Annotated in this window: 20 protein-coding genes; 7 read left to right on the top strand and 13 right to left on the bottom strand. The window is 63.6% G+C overall.

Translation table 11 applies throughout. The annotated features are described in order from the left end of the window. The first annotated feature begins 4 nt into the window (after positions 1 to 4). From EN851_RS17700 to EN851_RS17675, 6 genes are read left to right on the top strand one after another with little or no spacing between them, the layout of a single operon-like run. Positions 5 to 871, top strand: a complete 867-nt coding sequence (locus tag EN851_RS17700) for a carbohydrate ABC transporter permease (RefSeq protein ID WP_127279176.1) — start codon at positions 5 to 7, stop codon at positions 869 to 871. Between the two features lie 4 nt (positions 872 to 875). Then, entirely contained in the window at positions 876 to 1973 is a 1098-nt protein-coding gene (ugpC, locus tag EN851_RS17695; RefSeq protein ID WP_135929689.1) for a sn-glycerol-3-phosphate ABC transporter ATP-binding protein UgpC, read from the top strand. Between the two features lie 5 nt (positions 1974 to 1978). Continuing rightward, positions 1979 to 3091 carry a mandelate racemase/muconate lactonizing enzyme family protein gene (locus EN851_RS17690; RefSeq protein ID WP_135881711.1) on the top strand — a complete coding sequence of 371 codons (1113 nt, stop codon included), beginning with the start codon at positions 1979 to 1981 and terminating at the stop codon, positions 3089 to 3091. 10 nt (positions 3092 to 3101) lie between these two features. Further along, positions 3102 to 3431, top strand: coding sequence for an L-rhamnose mutarotase (locus EN851_RS17685; RefSeq protein ID WP_027055947.1), 330 nt, complete (start codon positions 3102 to 3104; stop codon positions 3429 to 3431). Beyond that, positions 3424 to 4509: a Gfo/Idh/MocA family oxidoreductase gene (locus EN851_RS17680; RefSeq protein ID WP_135865039.1), complete on the top strand. Its 1086-nt coding sequence runs from the start codon at positions 3424 to 3426 to the stop codon at positions 4507 to 4509. The genes EN851_RS17685 and EN851_RS17680 overlap by 8 nt, the downstream gene beginning before the upstream one ends. Beyond that, positions 4506 to 4961: a MaoC/PaaZ C-terminal domain-containing protein gene (locus EN851_RS17675; RefSeq protein WP_167531368.1), complete on the top strand. Its 456-nt coding sequence runs from the start codon at positions 4506 to 4508 to the stop codon at positions 4959 to 4961. The genes EN851_RS17680 and EN851_RS17675 overlap by 4 nt, the downstream gene beginning before the upstream one ends. A 10-nt stretch (positions 4962 to 4971) precedes the next feature. On the opposite strand, the gene EN851_RS17670 is transcribed toward EN851_RS17675, so the two are convergent. From EN851_RS17670 to EN851_RS17630, 9 genes are all read right to left on the bottom strand, one after another. Next, positions 4972 to 5769 (bottom strand): ABC transporter permease subunit, encoded by a 798-nt coding sequence (locus tag EN851_RS17670; RefSeq protein ID WP_135921371.1) that lies wholly within the window; start codon positions 5767 to 5769, stop codon positions 4972 to 4974. Positions 5770 to 5771: 2 nt separating this feature from the next. Further along, positions 5772 to 6632: a 2-aminoethylphosphonate ABC transporter permease subunit gene (locus EN851_RS17665; protein WP_135881715.1), complete on the bottom strand. Its 861-nt coding sequence runs from the start codon at positions 6630 to 6632 to the stop codon at positions 5772 to 5774. Next, positions 6625 to 7770, bottom strand: a complete 1146-nt coding sequence (locus EN851_RS17660) for an ATP-binding cassette domain-containing protein (RefSeq protein WP_127870519.1) — start codon at positions 7768 to 7770, stop codon at positions 6625 to 6627. Before EN851_RS17660 ends, EN851_RS17665 begins: the two co-directional genes overlap by 8 nt. 32 nt (positions 7771 to 7802) lie before the next feature. Next, positions 7803 to 8831: a 2-aminoethylphosphonate ABC transporter substrate-binding protein gene (locus tag EN851_RS17655; RefSeq protein WP_135929688.1), complete on the bottom strand. Its 1029-nt coding sequence runs from the start codon at positions 8829 to 8831 to the stop codon at positions 7803 to 7805. A gap of 254 nt (positions 8832 to 9085) precedes the next feature. Continuing rightward, the gene (locus EN851_RS17650) at positions 9086 to 10096 is read right to left on the bottom strand and encodes an NAD(P)-dependent oxidoreductase (RefSeq protein WP_135929687.1); all 1011 of its coding nucleotides are present in this window, start codon (positions 10094 to 10096) and stop codon (positions 9086 to 9088) included. A gap of 1 nt (position 10097) precedes the next feature. Beyond that, entirely contained in the window at positions 10098 to 11456 is a 1359-nt protein-coding gene (locus EN851_RS17645; RefSeq protein ID WP_135929686.1) for an aspartate aminotransferase family protein, read from the bottom strand. Positions 11457 to 11527: 71 nt separating this feature from the next. Next, the gene (gene phnY / locus EN851_RS17640; RefSeq protein ID WP_135929685.1) at positions 11528 to 12985 is read right to left on the bottom strand and encodes a phosphonoacetaldehyde dehydrogenase; all 1458 of its coding nucleotides are present in this window, start codon (positions 12983 to 12985) and stop codon (positions 11528 to 11530) included. A gap of 229 nt (positions 12986 to 13214) precedes the next feature. After that, a complete protein-coding gene (phnA, locus tag EN851_RS17635) occupies positions 13215 to 14474 on the bottom strand; it encodes a phosphonoacetate hydrolase (RefSeq protein ID WP_135929684.1) in 1260 nt (419 codons plus the stop codon). 24 nt (positions 14475 to 14498) lie between these two features. Beyond that, positions 14499 to 15698, bottom strand: coding sequence for a 2-aminoethylphosphonate--pyruvate transaminase (locus EN851_RS17630; RefSeq protein ID WP_135929878.1), 1200 nt, complete (start codon positions 15696 to 15698; stop codon positions 14499 to 14501). A gap of 263 nt (positions 15699 to 15961) precedes the next feature. Here EN851_RS17630 and EN851_RS17625 point away from each other — a divergent pair, with 263 nt between their 5' ends. Continuing rightward, on the top strand, positions 15962 to 16831 hold the full coding sequence (locus EN851_RS17625) for a LysR substrate-binding domain-containing protein (RefSeq protein ID WP_135865027.1): 870 nt from the start codon (positions 15962 to 15964) through the stop codon (positions 16829 to 16831). A gap of 49 nt (positions 16832 to 16880) precedes the next feature. Here the strand turns inward: EN851_RS17625 and EN851_RS17620 are convergent, their stop codons facing one another. The 4 genes from EN851_RS17620 to doeB all read right to left on the bottom strand — a co-directional run bounded on the left by EN851_RS17620 (position 16881) and on the right by doeB (position 22179). Beyond that, positions 16881 to 19358, bottom strand: coding sequence for an FAD-dependent oxidoreductase (locus tag EN851_RS17620; RefSeq protein WP_135929683.1), 2478 nt, complete (start codon positions 19356 to 19358; stop codon positions 16881 to 16883). 82 nt (positions 19359 to 19440) lie between these two features. After that, positions 19441 to 20229 (bottom strand): DeoR/GlpR family DNA-binding transcription regulator, encoded by a 789-nt coding sequence (locus tag EN851_RS17615; protein WP_135916087.1) that lies wholly within the window; start codon positions 20227 to 20229, stop codon positions 19441 to 19443. A 105-nt stretch (positions 20230 to 20334) separates the two neighbouring features. Further along, a complete protein-coding gene (locus EN851_RS17610; RefSeq protein ID WP_245520767.1) occupies positions 20335 to 21015 on the bottom strand; it encodes a GntR family transcriptional regulator in 681 nt (226 codons plus the stop codon). Positions 21016 to 21177: 162 nt separating this feature from the next. Then, the gene (gene doeB / locus EN851_RS17605; protein ID WP_135929682.1) at positions 21178 to 22179 is read right to left on the bottom strand and encodes a N(2)-acetyl-L-2,4-diaminobutanoate deacetylase DoeB; all 1002 of its coding nucleotides are present in this window, start codon (positions 22177 to 22179) and stop codon (positions 21178 to 21180) included. Positions 22180 to 22182 lie beyond the last annotated feature (3 nt).

Below are 22182 nucleotides of genomic sequence, written 5' to 3'. Positions count from 1 at the left end.
GAAAATGGACGAGAATTCTTCCGCCCGCCTGAAGCGCCGGCTCTTTGGTATCGTCTATCGCGTCGGCCTGTTCCTGGCGATGCTGACCATCTGCCTGCCCGGCCTCTGGATCGTGCTGTCGTCGCTGCGGCCGACGGTCGAGATCATGGCCAAGCCGCCGGTGTGGATCCCCCAGGATATCTCGTTCGACGCCTATGTCGCGATGTTCTCAGGCATCGGCAAGGGCGGCATCCCGGTCATCGAATATTTCCGCAACTCGCTGATCATCTCCGTGACCTCGACGGTGATCGCGGTCGCCATCGGCATGGCCGGCGGCTATGCCTTCGCGCGTTACCGCTTCCGCGGCAAATCCGGCGTTTTCCTCGGACTGATGCTGACGCGCACGGTGCCGGGCATCGCGCTGTCGCTGCCGCTGTTCTTCCTCTATGTGCGGCTCGGCATCATCGACACGCATTTCGGCCTGATCCTCGCCTATGTCGCGCTCAACGTGCCTTTCACCATCTGGCTGATCGACGGCTTCTTCCGCCAGGTGCCGAAGGACCTTGCGGAAGCGGCGCAAATCGACGGCTGCACGCGCTGGCAGGCCTTCTGGCAAGTCGAGTTTCCGCTTGCCGGCCCGGGCATTGCGTCGGCGGCAATCTTTGCCTTCCTGACCTGCTGGAACGAGTTCGCATTGGCCTCGCAACTGACCCGCTCGGTCAGCGCCAAGACGCTGCCGGTCGGCCTGCTCGACTACACGGCCGAGTTCACCATCGACTGGCGTGGCATGTGCGCGCTCGCCGTGGTGATGATCATTCCGGCGCTCACCCTCACTTACATTGTCCAGAAACACCTTGTCGGCGGCCTGACCTCCGGCGCGGTGAAAGGCTGACCCCATGGCAACGGTTTCCCTCAAAAAACTGACCAAGCGCTACGGCAATATCGGGATCGTGCATGGCATCGATCTCGATATTGCCGACCGCGAATTCATCGCGCTGGTCGGCCCGTCCGGCTGCGGCAAGTCGACGACGCTGCGCATGATCGCCGGGCTGGAGGAGATCAGCGCCGGCTCGATCGAGATCGGCGGGCGCGTCGTCAACGATTTGCCGCCGCGCTCGCGCAACATCTCCATGGTGTTCCAGTCCTACGCGCTCTACCCGCATATGACGGTGCGCGAGAATCTAGGCTTTTCGCTCAAGATCGCCGGGGCAGCCAAGGAAGACATGGACCGCCGCGTTGCCGAGGCTTCGGCCATCCTCGGCCTCGACACACTGCTAGACCGCCGCCCGTCGCAACTCTCCGGCGGGCAACGGCAGCGCGTCGCGATGGGCCGCGCCATCGTGCGCGATCCCGATGTCTTCCTGTTCGACGAGCCGCTCTCCAACCTCGACGCCAAACTGCGCACGCAGATGCGCACCGAGATCAAGAAGCTGCACGCCAAGGTGCAATCGACGGTGATCTACGTCACCCACGACCAGGTCGAGGCGATGACGCTTGCCGACCGCATCGTCATCATGCGCGACGGCCACATCGAACAGGTCGGCACGCCCGACGAAGTGTTCCGGCGGCCGGCGACACGCTTCGTCGCCGGCTTCATCGGCTCGCCGCCTATGAACCTGCATGAGGCCACGGTCAGTGACGGCCATCTGGTTTTCGCCAGCGGCGAGAAGCTGCCTTTGCCCGGCCAGTTCAAAGCCAATGTCGCCACCGGCGACAAGGTCGTGTTCGGGCTGCGGCCCGACGACATCTATCCGACCGGCCATGGCATCAGCTCCGGTGGTGCCGCCGACGTGCATCAGATCGAACTGCCGATCACCGTCACCGAACCGCTCGGCAACGAGACGCTGGTGTTCGTCGAGTTCAACGGCAGCGACTGGGTCTCGCGCATGCTGAACCCGCGACCGCTGAAGCCGGGCGAACAAGTGGCGATGAGCCTCGACCTGTCACAGGCGCATCTGTTTGCCGCCGACACCGGCAAGACATTGCGGAGCTGACCGACATGGCCAAGATCGAAAAGATAGAGTTGCGGATGGTGGACCTTGTGCCCAAGGTCAAGCGCACCGACGCTATCCAAAGTTTCGTCAGCCAGGAAACGCCAATCGTGACGATCACCGATTCCGACGGCGCGGTCGGCACCGGCTACAGCTACACGATCGGCACTGGCGGTTCCTCGGTGATGCGGCTCTTGTGCGACCATCTGGCGCCGCGCCTGATCGGGCGCGACCCCGACATGATCGAGGCGATCTGGCACGATCTCGAATTCGCCACGCATGCGACCACGATCGGCGCCATCACCGCCATCGCCATCGCGGCGATCGACACGGCGCTCTGGGATCTCAGGGCGAAGAAGCAGAACCTGCCGCTGTGGAAACTGGCCGGTGGCGCCAAGGACCGCTGCCCGCTCTACACGACCGAGGGCGGCTGGCTGCACATCGAAACGCAGGCGCTGGTCGATGATGCGCTCGCTGCCAAGGCCAAGGGATTTCGCGGCTCGAAGGTAAAGATCGGCAGGCCGCATGGGTCCGAGGATCTTGCGCGCCTGTCGGCGGTGCGCAAGGCGGTGGGCGACGGCTATGAGATCATGACCGACGCCAATCAGGGATTTTCGGTCGACGAGGCGATCCGGCGTGCGGCAAGGTTGCGCGAACTCGACCTCGCCTGGATCGAGGAGCCGCTGCCGGCCGACGACATAGACGGGCATATCAGGCTGTCGAACTCGACGCCGACGCCGATCGCGATCGGCGAGTCGCTCTATTCCGTCCGCCATTTCCGGGAATACATGCAGAAGGGCGCCTGCTCGATCGTGCAGGTTGATGTCGGCCGCATCGGCGGCATCACGCCCTGGCTCAAGATCGCCCATGCGGCGGAGGCCTTCGACATTCCGGTCTGCCCGCATTTTCTTATGGAATTGCATGTCAGCCTGACCTGCGCTGTTCAGAACGGCAGGTATGTCGAGTACATTCCGCAACTCGACCAGTTGACCGGCAAGCACATGCGCATCGAGGATGGGCACGCCCTGGCGCCCGACGAACCGGGTATCGGCATCGACTGGGACTGGGACGCGGTGAAGAGCATGAGCATCGCCGAATTCACCACGGCGATCACGGCATAAGGGAGCTGATATGCGGCGGATGGGATTTGTACTGGGGCTAAAACCGGAAAAGGTCGAGGAATATGTCCGCCTGCACGCCGCCGTCTGGCCTGACGTGCTGACAATGATTTCGGCCTGCAACATCAAGAACTACTCGATCTACCTGAAAAGGCCGGAGAACCTGCTGTTTTCCAATTTCGAATACCATGGCACCGATTATGCCGCCGACATGGCCAAGATGGCCGCTGATCCCAGGACGCAGGAGTGGTGGGCGGTCTGCATACCTTGCCAGGAGCCGCTGGCGACACGCAAGGAGGGCGAGTGGTGGGCCGAGATGGACGAGGTTTTTCACCATGACTGAAGGGACTGAGGGCGGTTTCGACCCTGCCTCGCTCGTCCAGTCCTGGCCCAAACCCTCAAAGTCCCGGCCGATCGTCACCTTCGGCGCCGGCTCCATCGTCGGCGATGCGCATTTTCCCGCCTACCGGAAGGCGGGATTTCAGATCGCCGGCCTCTATGATCCGGACCAGGCCAAGGCGCGGGTCCTGGCCGACACATGCGGTGTGACGGCGTTCCGTTCGGCGGAAGAAGCCGCTGCAGTGAAGGACGCGATCTTCGATCTGGCAACGCCACCGGGGCGGCATGCCGAGATCCTGAAGGCTCTGCCCGACGGTGCGTTCGCACTGATCCAGAAGCCGATGGGCAACTATCTCGGCGAAGCAACCGAAATCCTCGAAATCTGCCGCGCCAAGAAGCTCAAGGCGGCGGTGAATTTCCAGCTGCGCTTCGCGCCGATGATGCTGGCGCTGAAGGACGCAATCGCCAAGGGTTGGCTCGGCGAGGTCGTCGACTTCGACGCCTGGCTGGCGCTGGCGACGCCGTGGCAGTTGTGGGAATTCCTGCTCAAGGCGCCGCGCGTCGAGATCGCCATGCACTCGATCCACTATCTCGACCTGATCCGGCAATTGCTCGGCGATCCCAAGGGCGTGCATGCCAAGACGCTTGGCCACCCCAACCATAAGGTGGCGCAGACGCGCACCAGTGCCATTCTCGACTATGGCGACACGGTGCGCTGCGCGCTGTCGATTAACCACGACCACAAGTTCGGGCGCCGGCACCAGGCCTGCGAGTTCCGCATCAGCGGCACCGAGGGTGCGGCCTATCTGAAGCTCGGCCTCAACCTCGACTATCCCAAGGGCGAGCCGGATATTCTGGAGATCTATCCGAAAGGCGGGAGCGATTGGATATCAGTGCCTTTGGCCGGCGAATGGTTTCCCGACGCCTTCGTCGGCCGCATGGCCAATGTCCAGCGCTTTGCATCAGGCGAAGACGATGAGTTGATCAGCTCGGTCGACGACGCCTGGAACACAATGGCGCTGGTGGAAGCGGCCTATCGTTCGAGCGCGGCGCCTGCGACGCCGATCGCGGAAAGGCCCTGATGGAACAGATCACCTATTTCGAGGACTACGAGATCGGCTCGTCACGCCTCACCAGCGGCCGCACCATCACCGAGACCGACTTCATCGTCCATGCCGGCCACACCGGCGATTTCTTCCCGCACCACATGGACGCCGAATTCATGAAGACGACGCCGTTCGGCCAGCGCATCGCGCATGGCACGCTGGTGTTCTCGGTCGGCATCGGGCTGACGGCGAACGTGATCAACCCTGTCGCCTTTTCCTATGGCTATGACCGGCTGCGCTTCATCAAGCCGGTGTTCATCGGCGACACGATCCGTACGCGCACCACCATCGCGGCCAAGGAAGACGATCCGAAGCGGCCTGGGTCGGGACGCGTGATCGAGCGATGCGAGGTCATCAACCAGCGCGGCGAGGTGGTGCTGGCGGCCGACCATATCTACATCGTCGAACGGCAGCCGGCGCAGAGCTGAGCTTCAGCGCCTACGAACCGGTGGCACGCTTGGTGATGCGCTCCAGCCCAAGCAGCAGGATCAGCGTCGCCGCCACCAGGATCATGGTCAGTGCAGCACCGGCAAAGATGTCGCCGCGATCGGTGAGGCTGAAGATCGACACCGGCAGCGTCACCCAGCCCGGCGGATAGACCATCACGGTGGCGCCAAGCTCGCCCATGGAGAGCGCGAAGCTCAGCCCGAAGGCCGCAACCAGGTAAGGCGCGAGTAAGGGCAGCGTGACATGCCATAGCCGGTAGGCTGGCCTCGCGCCAAGGCTTGACGCGACTTGCTCGAAGTCGGGCGACAGCCGCGCAAGTCCGGCCGAGACGTTGCCGAAGGTGAAAGCCGAGATCAGCACGAAATGCGCGATCATGACGATGGCGATCGTGCCGTTGAGCAACAGCGGCGGATGGCTGAACGCAACCAGCAGGCCGAGGCCGACGGACACCGAAGGCACGGCGCTCGGGATGAAGAACAAGAGGCCGAGCAGCCGCTTCATGGCCGGCCCTTGCAGGCGAAGCGACAACGCCGCCCAGGTACCGCTGACCAGCGCCAATGCGCTTGCCGCGAAGCCGGTGACGAGGCTCGCCTTGACCGCGTTCCAGGCCGCGCCCTTGGCGACATCGGCATAGTGCTCCGTGGTCAAGCCATTGGGAAGCACGCCGTTCCATTGGTCGGCGAGGCTGGACAAGAGGATGACCGCCAGCGGCGCCAGGAACAGCACGCCGAAGATCAGCGCGAAGATCACCCAGATGATCAAGCGGCCGGAGCGCGACCAGACCAGCATGGCTAGACTCCCAACCGGCCGGCGGCAAACCGGTAGAGACCGAACAAGCCGAGCGACAGCGCGATGTTGACCACGGCGATGATGCAGGCGACCTGGTAGGCCGATTCCTGGATCGCCTTGCCGTAGATCAGCAGCGGCAGGGTGATGACGCCCTTGGCGCCGATGAACAGCACGATGCCAAATTCGTTGACGGTGAGCAGCAGGCAGAGACTGCCGCCAGCGACGAGCGCGGGCACCGCCGCCGGCAGGATGACTTGGCGGACAATGCGGAACGGCCTGGCGCCAAGCACGCTTGCCGCTTCGATCTGGCCGCGATCGACCAGCGAAAAGGCGGCGAGCAGCGGCCGCAGGATGAAGGGTGTATACACCGTGACTTCCGCCAGCACGACGCCCCAGGTCGAATAGAGGAAATCGACAGGCGGCAGCGGCAGCGAGAAGGCCTCCATCAGCCCCGAGTTGAGCATGCCGGCGGAGCCGTAAAGGAAGGTGAAGGCAAGCGTCACCAGGAAGGTCGGCAGGGCGATGAAGGTGTCGATCAGCCGGGCTATGAAGCCGCTGCCGGGAAACGGCACGAAGGCGAGGATCAGCGCCAGCAGCAGGCCGACGATCAGGCATCCGGCCGTCGCCGCGACCGAGATCGTCACCGTGTTGACCAGCGCGTTGAGGAAGAAGCGCGAATGCAGGACGCGGATGATCTCCGCGACATTGGCGACACCGCTGTCGTCGAGGAACGCCTGGCGTACAATCAGCGCCAGCGGGTAGAAGAACAGCAGCGCCAGCAGGGCCGCCGGCGGCACGATCCACAGCCGGCCCGGCTCTCGCTTCCTGGCCGTCGGCGCACCAATGGCGAGCGCTTCAGACACCGGCGTCTTCCGGAAGAAGCGACGTATCGGCTGGCGCAAAGAACAGCGGTACCTTTGTGCCGGGTTCCGGCAGGGCCATAGGCAGCTTTGTTGCCGAGACGCGCACCGGCGTGCCATCGACATCGAGAACCAGATGGGTGAGTTCGCCCTGCCAGTGCACTTCCCTGAGCGTGCCGACAATGCGGTTGGTGTGCTCGCTGTCTGCCGTGAGGCTGAGATGCTGCGGCCTGATGCAAAGCAGGCTCTTGTCGCCGGCCTTCTCGTCGCGACCGGCACTGGTGAGCACGGCATCACCATGCCTTGCCGTGGCAAAGCCTTTCGGGCCGGCAGCTTCGGCAACCGTCACCGGCAGAAGGTTGGCGCGGCCGAGGAACTCGGCGGTAAAACGGTTTGGCGGGCGGCGATAGAGTTCGGTCGTCGGCCCATGCGAACAGACCCTGCCGTCGCGCATGATGGCGATCTTGTCGGCAAGCGTCAGTGCCTCGGTCTGGTCATGCGTGACGTAGAGGATGGTGAGGCCGGGCAGGCTGCGGTGCAGCCGGGCGATTTCCTCAACCATGTTGCGGCGGATCTGCGCGTCGAGCGCCGAGAGCGGCTCGTCGAGCAGGAGCACGCGTGGCCGCACCGCAAGCGCGCGGGCAATCGCGACGCGCTGCTGCTGGCCGCCCGAAAGTTCGCGTGGATAACGCCGGGCAAACGTCGCCATGCCGACGGTGGCGAGCGCATCCTTCACCCGTTCGCCGATAAGCGCCTTGTCGGCGCCTTGTGCCCGCAGGCCAAAGGCGACGTTGTCCTCGACCCGCATATGCGGAAACAGCGCGTAGTTCTGCACCACCATGCCGAGCCCGCGTTCGTAGGGCGGCAGATCGGTCACGTCGGTGGCGCCGATACGGATGCGTCCGCTTCTCGGCCGCACGAAGCCGGCCACGGCCCGCAAGGCGGTCGTCTTGCCGGACCCGGACGGGCCGATCATCGCCAGGATTTCGCCCGGCGCGATGTCGAGGGTCAGCGGATGCAGGACGACATGCGCGCCATAGGCGACAACGACCTTGTCGAAGTGGACATTGGAGCCGGCGCCGCGAACTTTCGCGGCGTCGATATCCGTGACTTCGGAACCCGTGAAGGCGGCTGCCGACATGGCGTTGTTCTCCGGACTGTTTCCTTGGCGGATCAACTTCCGGTCGCTTCGTTCCATTTCTTGACGTAGTCGGGCAGCTTGCTCAGCGCCTCGTCCCAGTTCGGCGACCAGATGGTCAGGCCCTTCATGGCCTCCTGCAGCTTGGCGAAGTTGGCGTCGGAGGGCGTCACGTCCTTGCGGGCGGGCACGCCGATGGCAATCGAGCTTACAGTCGACTGGGCTTCCTTGGACAGCAGGAAATCGATCAGCTTCTTGCCGTTGTCGGCATTGGGCGCACCGGTGACCAGCCCGATTTCGTAGGGCAGCGCGAAGGTGGAGCGCACGCCGTCAGGCCCCGCCGGCCAGAACACCTTGATGTTGGGATTGTCGGCCATCTGCGACATGTTCATCTGAAGGTCGCCATTGGCGACGTGCAGCTCGCCCTTGTTGACCAGTGCGGTCAGCTTGCCAGTCGAGGCGGATGGGCCGACATTGTTGTCCTGCAGCCTCTTCATGAACTCGAAGCCGGCGTCCTCGCCGCCGAAGGCATGAATGATCTGCAGCATGACGGCGGTGCCGTCACCGGCCTGGCCGGGGGTCGAATACTGGATCTTGCCCTTGAACTTCGGATCGAGCAGATCGTTGTAGCTCTTCGGCGCTTCCGACAGCACGGCGTTGTTGTAGATGAAGTTCATGTAATTGTTGACCAGCGGCCGATACTTGTCGGTGCCACCGTCGATCTGGGATGCGGCCTCCGGCTTGTAGTCCTGCAACAGGCCGTCGGCGGCGGCGCGCTGGATGAAGGGCGGCAAGGTCACAAGCACGTCGGCCTGCGGGTTAGATTTTTCCTTAGCGACGCGCTCGACAACGCCGCCCGAACCTGCCTCGATATACTGAACGGTAACGCCGGTGGCCTTGGTGAAGGCGGCGAATTCGGTCTCGTACCAGCTGCCATTGCCGTCATGCAGGCCATCGGCGGAGTAGACGGTGACGACGCCGTCGGCGAGCGCCGGCCCGACGAGGGCCGCCGATGCAAGCAATGCGGCGAAGGCCGCGACCATGGTTGCGTTTCTTGATTTCATGACGAGTTCCCCTTTGATTGAAGGCACATTCTGCGATGCACTAGGATCACCCGGCCTTGGGTCTCTGACGGACGTTGAGCCGGTTGGATGTCTTCGTTGTGACAACTCTGGGGATCGGCGATCGATAAGTAAAATCTATTTATTTTATGAGAGCCAAAATTCCTCTGATATTTGTCATGGAACTGTCGCATCCACGTCTTGGCCATGAATGTGGCTGCGCCGAAGGCAGCTATCAGCTTGAAAACTCTCGCTTATCAGCCGAACACAATACCTGCCGTCTGCGCCCGCAATCGCGGATCATGCGAACGGACGGTCACCGGCCTGCCTTCGAGGATCTCGAAACACCGCGCGAGCGTGTCGTCCTCGAGCCGGCGCATCGCCTCATGCGTGAAGAAGGTGAGATGCGGAAAAAGGATCACATTGTCGCGACCGAACAGCACACTCATCGGATGGCCTGACTTCGACAGCGGCTCCGCCGAATAGACGTCGAGCCCGGCACCACCGATGCGACCGGCGACGATCGCCTCGACGAGGGCCGCCTCATCGATCAACGCACCGCGCGAGACATTGACGATGATGGCCGAGGGTTTGAGGCAGGCGAGCTCATGCTTGCCGATCAGGCCGCGTGTCTGGTCGTTCAGAACGCAATGGATGGAAATGAAATCGCAGGCGCCCAGCATGGCATGGAGGTCGTCGGCCTTCTCGATACCGGCGGCGCGCATTGTCGCTGCATCGACAGCGGGATCAAAGCCAAGGACGCGTGCGCGGAATCCCTGGCCTGCCATGCGCGCCATGCTGCGGCCGATCTTGCCGCAGCCGACGAGCCCAAGCGTGGCGCCGGAAATATCACGCCCCAGCCAGCGTTGCTCGGGCCAGATCCAGCCATCGCGCGACATTGCCTGCGTGATCGCAGGCAGCCGCTTGGCGAGCGCGATCATCAGCGCGAAGGCGCCTTCGGCAACGGTTTCCTCGGCATATTCGGGCACGTTGACCACGGGAATACCACGTCGCATCGCGGCGGCGATGTCGATTGCATCGATACCGACGCCATATTTCACGACGCCCTTCAGCCTTGGCGCCGCGTCTATCACCCGCGCGGTGATCGGCGTGTAGCACATGAGCAGAAGATCGGCGTCGGCCACTGCTTTTATGAGATCGGCTTCGGGAATGCCGTCCGGCAACGTCACCAGGTCGACGCCCCTCGCCCGCAAGCCGGCATCGATTTCAGGACATTCGAGTTCGCGATCTGTGCGGACGGCCTTCATGTCAGGCCGCCAGCACCGCGGCCTCGACGATGTCGAGCGCCCGGTCGAGATCGGTCTTTGAAATGACCAATGGCGGCGAGAGTGTCAGCACGTTGCCTTGGCTGACCTTGAAGCTCAGTCCCTGTTCCAGGCAGGCGTAGAAGACGCGTTCGGCGAGGTCGCGTGCCGGCTGGCGCGAGGCGCGATCCTCGACGAGTTCGACCCCGACCATCAGTCCCCTGCCCCTGACATCGCCGACATGGGGCGAACGCGCCATCAGGTCCTGCATCCGTCCAAGCATATGCCGGCCAAGTTCGGCCGAACGCTCGACCAGCCCGTCCTCCAGGATGATGTCGATGGTCGCCAGCGCGGCGCGCGTCGTCACCGGGTTCTTCTCATGGGTGTAGTGACCAATGGCAAAGCCGCCGGTGACGTCGAGGTCGCGGCGCGCGATGACGGCGGCGATCGGCAGGATGCCGCCGCCCAGCGACTTGCCGAGGACGACGATGTCGGGCGTAACGCCGTCATGTTCGTGGGCGAAGAATTTTCCGGTCTTGCCGAGGCCGGTCGGAATCTCGTCGAAGATCAGCAGCGTGCCATGCCTGTCGCAGGCCTCGCGCACCCGCTTCCAGAAACCGGGCGGCGGCGGATTGGGCGTCGCGCGCATCGGCTCGGCAACGACCGCCGCCACATCCTGCTCGCGGCCAAGCACATAGGCGATCATGTTGGCGCATGCCAGCCCCGAGGCTTCCAGGGTGTCGTGGCCGTAAGGGCAGCGGTAGCCGTCCCAGGGCGCGACATGCTCGGTGCCGGTCATCATCGGGCCTGATATGTGCGAGCGAAAGGTCGCCTCGCCGCCGACGCTTGCCGCGCCAAAGCCGGCGCCGTGGAAGGCGTCCCAGAACGACACCGTCTTGAAACGGCCGGTCGCGGCGCGCGCGATCTTCAGCGCGACCTCGATGGCATCCGAGCCGCCGGTGGTGAACAGCACCTTGCCGAGGTCGCCAGGCGCGAGGGCCGCCAGTCTCTCCGCCAGTTCGACGGCGGGCTCGCAGGTAAAGCGGCGCGGCGCGAAGCAGAGTTCGTCGAGCTGTCTCTTGATCGCCGCCACCAATCTCGGGTGGCCGTAGCCGAGATGGTGGACGCTGTTGCCGTGGAAATCCATGAAACGGCGGCCGGCGGTATCCTCGATCCAGATGCCTTCAGCCTTGGCGATCGTCGAAAGGCAGGGGCTGGACAGGCTCTGGTGCATGAAGGCTGCGGCATCGCGATCAAGCAGGCCGCGAATGCGGGGATCGTCCTGGCCGGCATCCCAGCGGCCGCGCGCCGCCGTGGTGTTGGAATCGCCCTCTGTATGCACAAGCTCGGATATCGCGGCCATCATCATCTCCGAAACGCGAATGAGGGAGCGTTGGCCGCTCCCTCTGTTTTCTGTCCGTCGGTCGCGCCTGGTCAGGACCAGGGCAGCGAAAATGTCTTCACATTGGTGTAGCTCTTCATCGCTTCGATGACGCCTTCCTTGTAGCCATTGCCCGAATCCTTGATGCCGCCGAAGGGCGACATCTCGATGCGGTAGCCCGGCACCTCCCAGATGTTGACGGTGCCGACCTGCAGGCCGGCGATGTATTTCTGCATGCGGGGAAACGAGTTGGTGCAGACGCCCGACGACAGGCCGAAGGCGGTCGAGTTGGAGAGTGCGATCAGCGCCTCGTCGTCATCGGGCGCGCGCACGATCGGGATGATCGGCCCGAAGGTTTCTTCCATCACCAGTTCGGATTTATGCGGCACGCGATCGACGACGATCGGCGGCAGCAGCGCGCCCTGGCGGCCCGGATTGTAAAGAATGTCGGCGCCTTGCTCGGCTGCCATGTGGACTCGGGCCTCGAACAGGCTTGCTGCCTTCTCATGCACGACGGTGCCGAGATCGGTAGAGCGGTCCATCGGGTCGCCGAAGCGAATCTTTTTCGCGCGCTCCAGCACCAGCGGCACGAAACGGTCGGCGATGCTTTCCTGAACGAGGATGCGCTTGACGGCCGTGCAGCGCTGACCGGAATTCTTCGTCGCACCCGCCACCGCGAGATCGGCGGCCTTGGCCAGATCGTCGTCCGAGAGATCGTTGAGGATGATCAGCGGATCGTTGCCGCCGAGTTCGAGCACCTGGCGCTTGTAGCCGGCGGTGCGGGCGATCATCTTGCCGACCGGCACGCCGCCGGTGAAGGTGATCAGCTCGATGTTTTCGTTGGTGATCATTTCGTCGCCGATGTCGGCCGGCCATCCCGTCACCACCGACAGCATTTCCGGCGGCAAGCCGGCTTCGTAGAGAATGTCGGCCAAAAGCAGCGCCGTCATCGGCGTCAGCTCGGTCGGCTTGACGACCACGCAATTGTTGGTGGCGATAGCCGGCGCCACCTTGTGCGAGACCATGTTGAGCGGGTGGTTGAATGGCGTGATCGCCGAGATCGCCTTCAGCGGCTCACGCGTGGTGAAGATCTTGCGCGCCTTGCCGTGCGGGGTGAGATCGCAGGAAAAGATCTGGCCGTCATCCTGGATGCACATCTGCGCCGACAGCGTGAACACGTCATAGGCGCGGCCGACTTCGTAGAGCGAATCCGTCTTGGAGATGCCGAGCTCGAGCGTGATGAGATCGGAAATTTCTTCCCGGCGCGACGCCAGAGCTTCCGCCGTGCGAAACAGGATCTGCTGGCGCTCGTAGCGCGTCAGTTTCGACCGGTAGCCGGCGGCGATCTCGAAAGCCTGTCGCGCATGCTCGGCACGGCCGGCCGGCACGGTGCCGATAACAGTGTCGTTCCAGGGGTAGCGCACCTCGACAATGCCGTCGGCATCGACCTTCCTGCCGGCGATACGCATCGGCTCGTGGCGAACTTTGATGGCAGGGTCAAGTTGGGTCATGGTTTCTGCTCCAGCAGATTCTTAGGCATGTCACGGCAGAGGGTCGACCCCCACTCCGGCCCTTCGGGCCACCTCTCCCCCGATCGACGGGGGAGAGGAAACCAGGCGAAGTCGACGCCCCCACGTTTCCAGGCTAAGCTGCGGCTAGCCCTGGCGCTTTTCTTCTCCCCCGTCGATCGGGGGAGAGGTGCCGAGCGAAGCTCGACGGAGTGGGGGTCGACATCAGCGCTCAGCCTGCCAGCGCCGCCGCCATCGTCGCGTAGTAGAAGGCGTCGAAATTGCGCAGTGTCGGCTCGTTCGGCAGGTCCGGCAGCACGCGATTGACGATGAACGGCACCTCCTGCTCGGTCAGGCCACCATGCGAGCGCAGCGGTTCGTTGAGGGCCGCCAGATCGTGGCGATGTTCTGATGTGCCGATCGTCTTGTTCTCCGTCGAGATCAGCACGATGTCGCCGATGCGGTCGGCCGGCAGTTCGAAACGCTCGCAGGCATCAGGGCTGTCGACGACCAGCATGATGCCGTCGATCTTGGCCAGCCGCGCCATGATGCCGGCCTGATCAGCGCCATCAGGCAAATAGGCGGTGGCGAAAGAGCCGAGAGCGCCGTGATGCACCACATAGGGGTCGGTGATCGGCAGGATGACGCGGGCGGCGTCCTTGCCCAGCCATTCGTCGAGCAGGTCCTGGACGTAGACGACGTCGGGCGAACCGTCCGCCTTGTGCTTGGGCTTCATGCCATGGTCGGCGGTGACGACGATCGCCGCGCCCAGCGCATCGAGCTCGGTCAGGTACTTGTCGAACATTTCGTAGAAGGCATTGGCCTGCGGCACGCCGGGCGCATATTTGTGCTGCACATAATCGGTCGTCGTCAGGTACATGATGTCGGGGCGGAATTCCCTGAGCAGCTGAACGCCGGCGGCGAAGACGAATTCCGACAGTTCGGCCGAATAGACTTCCGGCACAGGCAGGCCGAAATGCTTCGAGGCATTGTCGATGCCGTGCTCGGCCACTGTCGTGGTGTCCGACTTTTCAGCCGAGAAGCACAGCGCGCGGCCTTCGTCGAAGGCGAGGCCCTTGCCGAGCAGCGCACGCAGCTTGTCCTTGGCGGTCACCACCGCGACCTTGGCGCCGGCGTCGTAGAAGGCCTGGAAAATGGTCGGCGCGCGCAGGAAACGCGGGTCGTTCATCATCACTTCCTTGCCGGTCTCGCGCTCGTAGAGATAGTTGCCGCAAATGCCGTGCACCGAGGGCGGGCGACCAGTGGCGATCGACAAATTGTTGGGGTTGGTGAAGCTCGGAATGACCGAGTGCGCAAAGCGCACCGTGCCCTTCTGCTTGATCCTGACCAGGGCCGGCATCAGCCCGGCCCTGATCGCCTCGTCAAGATAGGCCGGCTCGCAGCCGTCAAGGCAGATGGCGATGGCCGGCACGCGCGGCCAGGCGTAGGTGCGGCCATTGACCGCGACGTTGATGGGAGACATCTGGTTCATCAAAAATCCTCGAAAACGGTCGCTTCAGGCGGCGAGTTTGGCGCGCTCGGCGATTGCCGCCGCGGGTGGAGCGGCGGTGTCGACGCCCATTTCATCAAGCGATTGCGCCGCCGCCTCGACGACGCGGCGCATGACATGTTCGTCCATCTGGCCGATGCAGCCGACGCGGAAGGAATCCACGGCCGTCAGTTTGCCGGGATAGATGATGAAGCCCTTGTCCTTCATCAGTTCGTAGAAACGATCGAAGGCGAAGTTGGCGTGGGCCGGGTTGAAGAAGGTGACGATGATCGGCGACAGCCAGCGGTCCCTAAGCAGCGTCTCGAAGCCTAGTTCGCGCATGCCCGCCACCATGACGTCGCGGTTCTTGACATAGCGGGCGCCACGGCCGGCGACGCCACCTTCGGCCTCGTGCTGGCGCAGCGCCTCCAGGAAGGCGGCGACGACATGCGTCGGCGGCGTGTAGCGCCACTGGCCGGTCTTGTTCATGTGCGCCCATTGCGCGTGAACGTCGAGCGACAGGGAATGGCTGCGCCCCTTGGCTGCTTCGAGTTCGCTCTTGCGGGCGATGATGAAGCCGAAGCCGGGCACGCCCTCGATGCATTTGTTGGCCGACGACACCATCGCCTCGTAGCGGATTTCGTTGACGTCGAGCGCGACGGCGCCGAAGGCACTCATGGAATCGACCAGCAGTTTGCGACCCTTGGCATGGACTGCTTCGGCGATCTCGGCGACAGGGTTCAAAATGCCGGAGCTGGTCTCGCAATGAATGGCGATGACATGCGTGATCGCAGGATCAGCCTCGAGCGCGGCCGCCACCTCGTCGCCGCGCGGCGGCAGGTAGTCGCCCTTGTCGATCAGCGTATAGGCGCGGCCGAGATACTGCATGGTCTGCGCGGCGCGCAGGCCATAGGCGCCGTTGGCCAGCACCAGAACCTTGCCATCACTGGGCACGAACGAGCCCAGCATCGCCTCGACGCAGAAGGAGCCGCTGCCTTGCATCGGCACACAGTCGAACTCGCCTTTCGTGTCGCCGGTCAGCGCCAGCAGGCGGCGGCGCATGTCTGATGTCATGGCGCGGAAGTCGCCGTCCCAGGATCCCCAGTCGCGCAACATCGCCTGCTTGACCGAATAGGCCGTGGTGAGCGGCCCGGGGGTCAAAAGATAGGGCTCGCCCAGGGCCGGCCTGGCCAGCGGCTCCGCGGCAAATTTCGTCTCGGCGAGCATGATGTCCTCCGACAGGTCGCTGCTTTTTTGATGTGGCGCCATTGTTGGTCCGGACGACGTATTTGTAAAATCGTTATTTTGTATCGACGTATCGATTAGAACGATGATGAACTACATTGGACAGGCTGCATGCCGCTCATGACACGGCTGTGAACGCGGTAGGGTTCATCCCCAGACATCAGCGGAATCGTTTATTCCGTCCTTTTGGCTAGCCAAGCTTATGATAAGGTGCAGGCGGCTTCGAGACCCGAAAGGCACACAGGATGCGCTATGTTCAGCTGCGAGCCTTTCATCAGGTGGCAATCTCCGGCGGCTTTTCGCGGGCGGCCGAAGCGCTTTTCCTGACCCAGCCGGCGATATCGGACCAGGTGCGCAAGCTCGAGGAAGAGTATGACGTGCTGCTGTTCAATCGGAACAAGAAACAGGTCACGCTGACCCATTCCGGCCAGAAGCTGCTCGAAATAACCCACCGCATGTTCGATACCGAGCAACAGGCGCTCGAGCTCCTGACCGAGTCGCGCGCTTTGCGTTCCGGCACGCTGCGCATCGTCGCCGATGCAGCGCACCATCTGCTTCACATCCTCGGCAGCTTCCGGGCCCGCTATCCTGGCGTGCAGGTCTCGGTGCGCGCCGGAAACACCGAGACGGTGATCAGCAGCCTCTACAGCTACGATGCCGATATCGGCGTGCTGGGCGAGGTGCCCGCCGGGCGCGACTTCGAGGTGCTGAAACTAAATTCGACGCCGATCATCGCCTTCACCTCGATCGACCATCCATTGGCAGGGAAAAAATCGCTGACGCTCAAGCAGCTCGCGCAGGAATCGCTGGTCATGCGCGAGCGCGGTTCCAAGACGCGCCAGAAGCTCGAAGACCTGGCCGCGACGTCGAAGGTCGAGCTCAGGCCGGTGATCGAGGCCGAGGGCCGCGAAGCCGTACGCGAGATCGTCGCCTCGGGCGCCGGCATCGGCTTTGTCTCGGCGGCCGAATTCGGCCAGGATTCGCGGCTCGTCCCGATCACCATCGATGCGCCCGAGACCTTGATGGACGAGGCGCTGATCTGCCTGCGCGAGCGCAGCGGCGGCAAGCTGGTGCGCGCCTTTCTCGACATGGCGCGCTCGATGTCGGCGGACTAGTTGAGCATGATCTTTTCCGAAACCGGTTCCAACTTTTCGGGATCATGCTTTAAGCCGCGACCTTGATCTCCACTGCATCGGCTTTCACCCGCTCCGACTTCGGATCATAGGGGCTGCGCAAATGCGCGGTAACCGCATGGCGCACGCCGGCAAGATCGATCTCGAAACGGCCGTTGGCCAGGAATGAAGCATCGACGCCCGCTTCGTGCTCGATCAGCCCGAGCGCCACCGAACGGCCGAGTGTGTGGCCGTAGGCAGCCGAGCGCACCTCGCCGACCGGCTTGCCGTCGCGCAGGATCAGCTCGCCGCCCCACAGCATCGGCTGGGCATCATTAAGGGTGAACAACACGATGCGCCTGGTCGGCGCCGCCGAGGATTTCGCGGCGGCAAGCGCATCACGGCCGATGAAGCCGCCCGGCTTGTCCATCGCGACGGCAAAGCCAAGGCCGGCCTGCCACGGGTTGATATCAGGCGTCAACTCGCGACCCCAGGCGCGAAAACCCTTTTCGATGCGCAAGGCATCGAGCGCGTAGTAGCCGGCGTCGGCAAGGCCGAATTCACGACCGGCTTGATGCAGCGCCTCGTAGACGCCGACCGCGAATTCGGTCGGCACGATCAGTTCCCAGCCGAGCTCACCGACATAGGTCATGCGGTTGGCGTAGGCTGTGGCATAGCCGATATCGATTTCTCGGATAGTGGCGAAGGGGAAGCCGGAATTGGAAAGATCCGCCGATGACAGTTTGCCCAGGAGGTCGCGCGAACGCGGTCCCATCAACGCCAGCACCGCATAGGATGAGGTGACGTCGGTCAGTATCGCATGCGCGTCCGCCGGGATATTCTTGACGATCCAGTCTGCATCGTGGACGGCCTGGGCGGAGCCGGTGACGATGAGGAATTTTTCCGCGCCAAGCCGCATCACGGTGAGATCGCTTTCGTAGCCGCCACGCGCATTGAGCACGCCGGTGTAGACCGAAGTGCCGACCGGCACATCGATGTCGCCGGCGCAGATCCGGTTCAGCACGGCACGGGCGTCGCGCCCCTGGACAAGGAGCTTGGCGAAGGAGGTCTGGTCGAAGATGGCGACGGCTTCGCGCGTCGCCTTTATCTCGCGTTGCACCGCCGCGTGCCAGTTCTGGCGGTCGAAGGCATAGTCGTTCCCGGCTGTCTCTCCTGGACCCGCAAACCAGTTGGCGCGCTCCCAACCCATCTTGGAGCCGAAGCACGCGCCCTTGGCGGCGAGCCGGTCGTAAAGCGGCGAACGGCGGAATGGCCGCGCGGTGTCCAGTTCGCGGTTCGGCCATGGCATGGCGTAATGCAGGCCGAGCGTCTCCTTGACCCGGTCATGCAGCCAGCGCGGATTGTTGTTGAACGAGGCGAAGCGCCTGATGTCGACCGGCCACAGATCCATGGTCGGCGCGCCGTTGACGATCCATTCGGCCAGTGCCCTGCCGGCGCCACCGGCACTGGCAATGCCCATCGAATTGAAGCCGGCGCCGACATAGAAATTCTTCAGCTCGGGCGCCTCGCCGAGGAGGAAATTATTGTCTGGCGTGAAGCTCTCGGGACCATTGTAGAATTTCTTGACCTCGGCCTGCGCCAGCTGCGGCACGCGCACCAACGCGTTTTCCATCAGGATTTCGAACTGGTCCCAATCATCCGGCAGCAGCGCGAACTCGAAATTTTCGGGAATGCCGTTCATGCCCCACGGCTTGGCATGCGGCTCGAAGCCGCCCATGACCAGGCCGCCGACCTCTTCCTTGAAGTAGATGAAGCCATCGGGATCGCGCATGACGGGCAGATCCGGATGCACGCCTTCTATCCGGCCAGTGACGATGTACATGTGCTCGGCCGAATGCAGCGGCACCGACACGCCGCACATCAGCCCGACCTTGCGCGCCCATTGGCCGGCGCAGTTGACGACGATCTCGGCAGCGATGTCGCCATGGTCGGTCTCGACACCGCAAGCGACGCCGTTGCTGACGCTGATACCAGTGACCTTGACCCGCTCGAAGATTTTGGCGCCGCCATTGCGCGCGCCCTTGGCAAGCGATTGCGTGAGATCGGTGGGATTGGCCTTACCGTCTCCGGGCAGCCAGACAGCGCCGACGAGATCGTTTGTCGCCATGACAGGCCACAGATCGCCAGCCTCCCTGGGCGAGATGACGTCGATCTCCACCCCTTGGGCGCGCGCCGACGCAGCCGTGCGCTTCAGCACCGTCATGCGGTCGGCCGTGCGCGCAACTGACAGCGAGCCGCAATTCTTCCAGCCGGTGGCAAGACCGGTCTCGGCCTCCAGTTCGCTGTAGAGCTGCGTGGAATAGCGGATCAGGCTGGTCATGTTGGAATGGCTGCGCAACTGGCCGACAAGACCAGCCGCGTGCCAAGTGGTGCCGCCGCTAAGTTGCCCCTGTTCGAGCACGACAACATCGGTCCAGCCGAGTTTTGTCAGATGGTAGGCGACCGAGCACCCAATGATGCCGCCGCCGACAATGACGATTCGAGCCTGGGTGGGAAATTCATGGGCCATGAGCGTTCCGCCATTTGAAGGATGGCCGGGACATTAGCACGAGAAAACCAAATATCAACCCATAAAGTCACAAAATATCACATCAAGCTGCGACGATGAGTTCTGGACCCTTTTGCGAAAGCGCTTCGGCAAGCGCCGGTTCGGGATTGGCGTCGACGATCACCCCGGCGGCACGTTCGAAGTTGGGAATCCTGAGCGGCGTCAGCTTGCCGAACTTGCTGGCGTCGAGCACGAAATAGGCCTTCCCGGCAAGGGCGATCATGCGGCCGCGCTGTTCGGCGCCTGCGCGGGTGAAGTCGGTCACCTCCCCGTCCGGCGACAGCGCGCCGCCACCAAGAAAGGCGATGTCGACACGAAAGCGGGCCATCGCATCGAGCGTGTCGATGCCGACAGCCGCCTCCTCGCCGGGGTCGACTTCGCCGCCCAGCATATGCACGCGCATGCCGGGGACATGGCATAGATGCAGCGCTATCTTCAGGCTGGCCGTGCAGATGGTGAGGTCGCGCAGTTCCGATATGGCATGCGCGACGGCCAAAGTGGTGGTGCCGGAATCGAGAAAGACCACCATGCCATCCCTGACCAGCCTGGCGGCCGCCCTGCCGATCGCCGCTTTGCCGGCCGCATTTTCCTGGCTGCGCAAGCTCATCGACGGCTCGCTCGGCTCGAAGCGGGCGGCCCCGCCATGCACGATGCCGAGCCTGCCCTGGTCCGAAAGCAGCTTCAAATCGCGGCGGATGGTTTCGCGCGAGACATCGAAGAACCCGGCCAGTTCGGCGACGCTGACGGAGCCCTGGGCACCCAGCCGCCGCAGGATCTCATCATGGCGGCGCGGGGCAAGGGCACGTGCCGGCAGGTGGCTGACGGGAGACATGGCGATCCTTATGTCGAGCGTTGATGTTGCAATATGTGGCAGCGAACCGCCCCGCTGGCAACCGCGCGCCATGGCATCGATCGCGGACGGCCCTGCCCCTCGGGCTTAGGATTTTCGCGACAGTCCGCCGCCGTCTATCGCATTGACGAGTGTGTCGCTGCCTTCGCGAAGATGCTGCCTCAGAACGCTCACGGCCTTCTTCTCGTCACGCCGCCGGCAAGCGGCCAGCAGGTCGCGATGCTCGCTCTGAGAGCGGGTGCGGTAGTCGAGGTTCGACAGCAGGATGCGGACATAGCGGTCGGCCGCGTTGTGATGCGCCTCGATCAGGTCAAGCAAACGGCGGTTGCCGCAGGCATCGTAGAGCGACAGGTGAAAGGCCCTGTTCAGGGCGCCCCAGCGGCCCGCATTGCGCTCCGCCTCGATCTGGTCGAGCACCTGCTCGGCTTCTTCAAGCTTGGCGCCGGGCAGGGCCGGAACGGACAGCCGGAGCGCCTCGCATTCGAGCAATTCGCGCACCGCGTAGATTTCGGCGATCTCGGCACCGTCCATCCCGGCGACATGCGCGCCCTTCGTGGGATGAATGGAAACAATGCCTTCCGCCTCCAATTGGCGAAGCGCGTCCCGGATAGGCATGCGGCTGAAGCCGAACTGCTCGGCCAGTTCATCCTGACGCAGCGTGGTGCCGGCCTTCAGCGATCCACTGGCGATAGCCTCGCGCAGGACATTTGCGACCTGTTCAGCCACCGTCTGCGGCCTCTCGATCAGGCCTTCCATAAATCCACGCAATCGATGCTCCCATGCAACGCGATCGCCAGCCTAGTGGAAAACATCCGGCGATATAAGTATCCCCGTGTACGAGAGCGGTTTGGTTTCTGGCCGAAGAGCGACACGAGAAACCGTCGATGGCTGGGTCCGCCCGGTTTGGTCCGGGCGGAGAAATCACGTCAGTCAATCGACCTTCACGGCGACCACCGCGGCGCAGTCGCCGGCCTTGACCAGGCCAGGGAAATGCCGTGCCGCCAGCATGCCCGACATTTTCGCCCGGATATCCCGCGGAGCAACGCCGGTGCGGCCGGTGGAATGGATGCGGGCCAGTACCGCGCCTTCTTCGACAGGCTCACCAAGATCGACCATGGTTTCGATCATGCCGTCGTCCTCGGCAAAGCAGAAGCAATCTCCCGAGGGCATGTCCAGCCACTGGGTTTTGCCCGTCTCGACCGCCCCGGCGACGACACCGGCGTGACGCAACACGTTGAGGATGCCGCGCCGGGCGATCCGCACCGTTTCGGCTCGCGATGTGCCGCCGCCGCCGAGCTCGGTGGTGACGAAGACCTTGCCCATCTCTTCGGCCGCCGTGTCGTACATGCCGATCGCATCGATCTCGGTCATGCGCATCGAGAACGGCGCTGAGAATGCCGCCACCGCCGCAAAGGCTTTCTGCTCCTGTGCCTTGTCGGGCAAGGTGTGAGCAGCGCAAAACGGCACGAAATCCAGCGTCCTGCCACCGGAATGGAAGTCGAAGACGATGTCGGCGCGGGGAAGCAACTCGCGTTGGAAATAATCGGCGATCTTCTGCGTCACCGTACCGTCCGGCCGGCCGGGAAAGCTGCGGTTCATGTTGCCCTTGTCGATCGGCGAGGTGCGCGTGCCGGCCCGAAAAGCCGGATAGTTCATCGCCGGCACGATGATCACCGTGCCGCTGACCTGGCTGGGATCGAGCGTTCGGGCGAGTTCGTAGAGCGCCAGCGGCCCCTCATACTCGTCACCATGGTTGCCGCCGGTCAGCAGTGCCGCCGGCCCCTTGCCGTTGCGGATAACGCAGATCGGGATCATCACCGAGCCCCAGGCCGAGTCGTCGCGGCTATAGGGCAAGCGCAGGAAACCATGCTGGACGCCGTCGCGATCGAAATCGACGGTCGGCGCGATCGGCGACGGGCGATGACTGGACATCGG

Source organism: Mesorhizobium sp. M8A.F.Ca.ET.208.01.1.1 (assembly GCF_004791315.1).
In the GTDB taxonomy this organism is placed as follows: domain Bacteria; phylum Pseudomonadota; class Alphaproteobacteria; order Rhizobiales; family Rhizobiaceae; genus Mesorhizobium.
The sequence above is the reverse complement of the archived record's forward strand: the minus strand, read 5'-3'. Positions and strand labels throughout refer to the sequence as shown.

Coding starts and splice junctions, on each gene's coding strand:
- EN851_RS17700 (WP_127279176.1), top strand. CDS start 5: ATGGACGAGAATTCTTCCGCCCGCCTGAAGCGCCGGCTCTTTGGTATC.
- ugpC (WP_135929689.1), top strand. CDS start 876: ATGGCAACGGTTTCCCTCAAAAAACTGACCAAGCGCTACGGCAATATC.
- EN851_RS17690 (WP_135881711.1), top strand. CDS start 1,979: ATGGCCAAGATCGAAAAGATAGAGTTGCGGATGGTGGACCTTGTGCCC.
- EN851_RS17685 (WP_027055947.1), top strand. CDS start 3,102: ATGCGGCGGATGGGATTTGTACTGGGGCTAAAACCGGAAAAGGTCGAG.
- EN851_RS17680 (WP_135865039.1), top strand. CDS start 3,424: ATGACTGAAGGGACTGAGGGCGGTTTCGACCCTGCCTCGCTCGTCCAG.
- EN851_RS17670 (WP_135921371.1), bottom strand. CDS start 5,769: ATGCTGGTCTGGTCGCGCTCCGGCCGCTTGATCATCTGGGTGATCTTC.
- EN851_RS17660 (WP_127870519.1), bottom strand. CDS start 7,770: ATGTCGGCAGCCGCCTTCACGGGTTCCGAAGTCACGGATATCGACGCC.
- EN851_RS17655 (WP_135929688.1), bottom strand. CDS start 8,831: ATGAAATCAAGAAACGCAACCATGGTCGCGGCCTTCGCCGCATTGCTT.
- EN851_RS17650 (WP_135929687.1), bottom strand. CDS start 10,096: ATGAAGGCCGTCCGCACAGATCGCGAACTCGAATGTCCTGAAATCGAT.
- EN851_RS17645 (WP_135929686.1), bottom strand. CDS start 11,456: ATGGCCGCGATATCCGAGCTTGTGCATACAGAGGGCGATTCCAACACC.
- phnY (WP_135929685.1), bottom strand. CDS start 12,985: ATGACCCAACTTGACCCTGCCATCAAAGTTCGCCACGAGCCGATGCGT.
- phnA (WP_135929684.1), bottom strand. CDS start 14,474: ATGAACCAGATGTCTCCCATCAACGTCGCGGTCAATGGCCGCACCTAC.
- EN851_RS17630 (WP_135929878.1), bottom strand. CDS start 15,698: ATGCTCGCCGAGACGAAATTTGCCGCGGAGCCGCTGGCCAGGCCGGCC.
- EN851_RS17625 (WP_135865027.1), top strand. CDS start 15,962: ATGCGCTATGTTCAGCTGCGAGCCTTTCATCAGGTGGCAATCTCCGGC.
- EN851_RS17620 (WP_135929683.1), bottom strand. CDS start 19,358: ATGGCCCATGAATTTCCCACCCAGGCTCGAATCGTCATTGTCGGCGGC.
- EN851_RS17615 (WP_135916087.1), bottom strand. CDS start 20,229: ATGTCTCCCGTCAGCCACCTGCCGGCACGTGCCCTTGCCCCGCGCCGC.
- doeB (WP_135929682.1), bottom strand. CDS start 22,179: ATGTCCAGTCATCGCCCGTCGCCGATCGCGCCGACCGTCGATTTCGAT.